At 70.1% G+C, this 4,613-nt stretch carries 3 protein-coding genes; all 3 read left to right on the top strand.

Features of this window, described 5'->3' with window-relative positions; genetic code table 11:
• The first annotated feature begins 186 nt into the window (after window positions 1–186).
• The 3 genes from COGEMETH_RS18325 (at window position 187) to hfq (ending at window position 4,441) form a co-directional block, all read left to right on the top strand.
• Entirely contained in the window at window positions 187–2,580 is a 2,394-nt protein-coding gene (locus COGEMETH_RS18325) for a sensor histidine kinase NtrY-like (RefSeq protein ID WP_238184044.1), read from the top strand.
• Complete coding sequence (gene ntrX, locus COGEMETH_RS18320; protein WP_238184043.1) at window positions 2,577–3,941, top strand: nitrogen assimilation response regulator NtrX; 1,365 nt, start codon at window positions 2,577–2,579, stop codon at window positions 3,939–3,941. Before COGEMETH_RS18325 ends, ntrX begins: the two co-directional genes overlap by 4 nt.
• A gap of 245 nt (window positions 3,942–4,186) precedes the next feature.
• Window positions 4,187–4,441 carry an RNA chaperone Hfq gene (hfq, locus tag COGEMETH_RS18315; protein ID WP_238184042.1) on the top strand — a complete coding sequence of 85 codons (255 nt, stop codon included), beginning with the start codon at window positions 4,187–4,189 and terminating at the stop codon, window positions 4,439–4,441.
• The last annotated feature ends 172 nt before the right edge of the window (window positions 4,442–4,613 follow it).

Here is a 4,613-nt window from a genome sequence, read left to right as displayed (position 1 = left end):
GGCGCGAAGAGCGCCCCGCTGAGCGAAAGCCTGAGCCCGCGGATGCGGGCGCCGGCGATTGAGGCTGACAAGAAGGAAACCAAAGGTCTTCGCTTTCGAGCGAAGACCCCGGTTTCGGCGGATCGCGCAGGGCTTGGGAGGCGATTCGTATTAATTTCGCCACACTGTTGTGGCCCTGCATCAGCCATGCCGTTTCTGCGACGCCCAGGGACATCGCAAGGCCCCGCGACGGGCCCCGACGAGACCGCCCCCGCCGAGGTGCTGCGCCCGGGCCCGCGCGGGCCGGGCTGGATCGGCGCGGTGGTGGTCGTCACCGCCCTGGTCTCGGCCATCGCCACCTTCCTGATCCTGGCCGGCGTGATCCAGGTCACGCCCACGCCGACCATCGGCGTGACGCTGCTGGCCATCAACGTCGTGCTGGTGCTCGGGCTCGTGGTCGTCATCGCCTGGGAGGCGCGGGTCTTCCTGCATGCCCGCAGGGCCAACGCCGCGGTGGCGCGGCTGCACACCCGCATCGTCGGCCTGTTCAGCCTGATCGCGATCCTGCCGACCTGCCTGCTCGCGGTGGTCGCCGCCGTGACGATCGACCGGGGCCTGTCGCTCGGCTTCACCGACCGGGTGCGCGACGTGGTGCTGAAGTCGGTGGAGGTGGCCGACGCCTACCAGGAGAACCAGTGCCAGTCGCTGGCCCGCGAGATCCGCATCCTCAACGACGACCTGACGCGGGCGCGGCCGAACTTCGACGTGAACCGCGACTGGTTCGAGAACTTCCTGACGACGCGGGCGACCAACCTCGGCCTGCCCGTCGCCCAGATCATGCGGGGCCCCACCGACGTGGTGGCGCGCGCCAAGATCGACGTGCTGAAGGCCACCCGCCTGCCGTCGGCCGCCGCCTTCGAGGACGCGGCCAAGTCCAACGACCCGATCTGCCTGCTGCCGACGGAGGGCCGTGTCTTCGCCGCCCTGCTGCGGATGCCGGCCTACGGCGACGCGGTGCTGATGGTGCAGCGGGAGGTCAGCCAGCTCGCCATCGAGTTCCCCGGCGTGTCGCGCGCGGCGGCGGCCGAGTACCTCACCTACGATTCGCTCCGGCGCCAGATCCAGGTCACCTTCGCCTCGATCTTCCTCCTGATCGCGCTCATCGCCCTGCTCTCGGCGGTCTGGTTCGGGATGAACTTCGCCAACCGCTTCGTCGCCCCGATCCGCCGGCTGATCAACGCCGCCGACCAGGTGGCCTCGGGCAACTTCTACGCGCAGGTGCCGGCCCGCAAGACCAGCGGCGACCTCGCCCATCTCGGCGAGAGCTTCAACAAGATGACGCAGGAGCTGCGCCGCCAGCACGCGGGGCTGACGGCGGCCAGCGACCTGATCGACCGCCGTCGCCGCTTCACGGAAGCCGTGCTCTCGGGCGTCTCGCCCGGCGTCATCGGCGTCGAGGCGGGGGGCCTCGTCACCATCGCCAACCCCGCCGCCGAGCGGATGCTGGATCTGGCCAGCGACGCCCTGGTGGGCCAGCCCCTGGCCCAGGCCGTGCCCGAACTCGCCCCGATCCTGGCCGAGGGCGAGACGCGCCAGCGGGCGCTGCAGCAGCAGATCCAGCTCACCCGCGCGGGCCGTGAGCGCACGGTGACGGTGCGGGTGACGAGCGAGCAGGCGCACGGTGCCGCCCGCGGCTCGGTGGTGACGCTCGACGACATCACCGACCTCGTCTCGGCCCAGCGCACCTCGGCCTGGGCAGACGTGGCCCGCCGCATCGCCCACGAGATCAAGAACCCGCTCACCCCGATCCAGCTCTCGGCCGAGCGCATCCGGCGCAAGTACGGCAAGGTCATCACCACCGACAAGGAGGTGTTCGACCAGTGCACCGCGACGATCATCCGTCAGGTGGACGAGATCAAGCGCATGGTGGACGAGTTCTCCTCCTTCGCCCGCATGCCCAAGCCGGCCATCGCCCAGAACGACCTGACCGAGATCGCCAAGCAGAACCTGTTCATGATGCGGGTGGCCCATCCCGACATCGACTTCGCCTTCTCGGCCCGCGCCCCCTCCGCCCGGGACGGCGCGGCCCAGAGCCCGGTGGAGGCCGAGAAGATCGTCGCCGCCTTCGACATCCGGCTCCTGTCGCAGGTGATCACCAACATCCTCAAGAACGCCGTCGAGGCGGTGGCCGAGGTGCCGGAGGCCGAACTCGGCAAGGGCAAGATCGGCCTGAACCTCGCCGTGGACGAGACCTTCGCGGTGATCACCGTGACCGACAACGGAAAAGGCTTCCCCGCGGAGGGGCGCCAGCGGCTCCTGGAGCCCTACATGACGACCCGCGACGGCGGCACGGGCCTCGGGCTCGCCATCGTCAGCAAGGTGCTGGAGGAGCACGGCGGCGGGATCGAGCTGAACGACAACCCCGCCGGCCGGGGCGGGCAGGTGCGGATGCGGGTGCTGCGCGAGACGGGCGGCGAGCCCGCGGGTGAGCCCGCGCACGGCGGCGCCCGGGCCGGTCCGATATCCGGTACGACGAACGGAACGACAGTGGAGAAGGGCGCCGCACGGACGGCCCCCCGGATCGCGGAGATGCACCCATGAGCGCCGATATCCTGATCGTCGACGACGAGGCCGACATCCGCGACCTCGTGGCCGGCATCCTCGACGACGAGGGCCACCGCTGCCGCACCGCCGGCGGCTCCGACGAGGCGCTGGCCTCGATCGAGGGGCGGCGCCCGCACCTCGTCTTCCTCGACATCTGGCTCCAGGGCTCGCGCCTCGACGGGCTCCAGGTGCTCGACCTGATCAAGGCGGCCCACCCGGACCTGCCGGTGGTGATGATCTCGGGCCACGGCAACATCGAGACCGCGGTCTCGGCGATCAAGGCGGGCGCCTACGACTTCATCGAGAAGCCGTTCAAGGCCGACCGGCTGATCCTGGTGGCCGAGCGGGCGCTGGAGGCCTCCCGCCTCAAGCGCGAGGTCCGCGACCTCAAGGCGCGCTCGGGGCATGCCAACCGCATCGTCGGCGCCTCGGTGGCGATCAACCAGCTGCGCCAGACCCTGGACCGGGTGGCGCCGACGAACGCGCGGGTGATGATCACCGGGGCGCTCGGATCGGGCAAGGAGCTCGCCGCCCGCGGCCTGCACAAGGCGTCGGCGCGGGCCAACGGCCCGTTCGTGCTCCTCAACGCGGCCACCATCCTGCCGGAGACGATGGAGGCGGAGCTGTTCGGCGTGGAGGGCGAGCAGGGCCGCCGGGTCGGCGCCCTGGAGGAGGCCCACGGCGGCACCCTCTACCTCGACGAGGTCGCCGACATGCCCCGCGAGACCCAGAACCGCATCCTGCGCGTCCTCGTGGACCAGAACTTCCAGCGCGTCGGCGGCACCACGCGGGTGCACGTGGACGTGCGCATCATCTCGTCCTCCTCGCGCGACCTCGCCGAGGAGATCGCCGCCGGCCGCTTCCGGGAGGACCTGTTCCACCGCCTCTCGGTGGTGCCGATCCGGGTGCCGTCGCTCGCCGAGCGCCGCGAGGACGTGCCGGAGCTGATCACCTTCTTCATGGACAACATCTCGGCCCAGACCGGCCTGCCGCGCCGCGTCATCGGGCAGGACGCGATGGCGGTGCTGCAGTCGCACAACTGGCCGGGCAACGTCCGCCAGCTCAAGAACAACGTCGAGCGGCTGATGATCCTGACCCAGGCCGACCCGGAGCAGGAGGTCACCTCCGAGATGCTGCCCTCCGAGATCGGCGCCCTGGTGCCGACGACGCCGCAGGGGGCGGGCGGCGAGAAGCTGATGAGCCTCGCCCTGCGGGAGGCCCGCGAGATCTTCGAGCGCGAGTACCTGGTGGCGCAGATCGCCCGGTTCTCCGGCAACATCTCGCGCACGGCCGAGTTCATCGGCATGGAGCGCTCGGCCCTGCACCGCAAGCTGAAGTCCCTGGGCATCGGGCCGTGAGGCCCGGCCCGGCCCGGACGCGGGCAGAAGACGGACCGGATTAAGAAGCGTCCGATTCCGTCACGGACGGTCCCGGATCGGCCCTTGCATCGGGGCGGGATTTCGACACGTAATGGAATCCCGCACGGCTCCTCAGGCGCGCGGAGACCGGACCAAGTCACGGAGCCGGAAGACCAATTTCCGCTCGGCGCCTGGGCGCAGGACGACAAGCCAAAACAACAGCCAGGACAACAAAGGAAAAAACAATGGCGGGCGAACGCGCACAGAACCTTCAGGACACCTTCCTCAACCACGTCCGCAAGAACAAGATTCCGCTCACGATCTTCCTGGTCAACGGCGTGAAGCTGCAGGGCGTGGTGACCTGGTTCGACAATTTCTGCGTGCTGCTGCGCCGCGACGGCCATTCGCAGCTCGTCTACAAGCACGCGATCTCGACCATCATGCCGGGCCACCCGGTCCAGCTCTTCGAGCCGGACGAGACCCCGCCCGAGAAGGTGTGAGGCCGGTCCTTCGACAGGTCTCTCGACACTTGGACCGCGGCCGGCCGATCCCCATCTCAGGGGCCCAAAGCGCGTCGAGCCGCCGCCCCGGACGGGACGGCGGCACAAGGATTCCATGACCGAGACCCTGACCGCAGGCGAGGCCCGGCTCCAGGCGATGGCCGCCCCCGAG

Source organism: Methylobacterium trifolii, from assembly GCF_022179685.1.
In the GTDB taxonomy this organism is placed as follows: domain Bacteria; phylum Pseudomonadota; class Alphaproteobacteria; order Rhizobiales; family Beijerinckiaceae; genus Methylobacterium; species Methylobacterium trifolii.
Note: the sequence above shows the minus strand (reverse complement) of the source record. Positions and strands in the feature narration are given on the sequence as shown.

What these genes read in the sequence shown, in the direction of transcription:
- COGEMETH_RS18325 (WP_238184044.1), top strand. Translation starts at nt 187, where the DNA reads ATGCCGTTTCTGCGACGCCCAGGGACATCGCAAGGCCCCGCGACGGGC.
- ntrX (WP_238184043.1), top strand. Translation starts at nt 2,577, where the DNA reads ATGAGCGCCGATATCCTGATCGTCGACGACGAGGCCGACATCCGCGAC.
- hfq (WP_238184042.1), top strand. Translation starts at nt 4,187, where the DNA reads ATGGCGGGCGAACGCGCACAGAACCTTCAGGACACCTTCCTCAACCAC.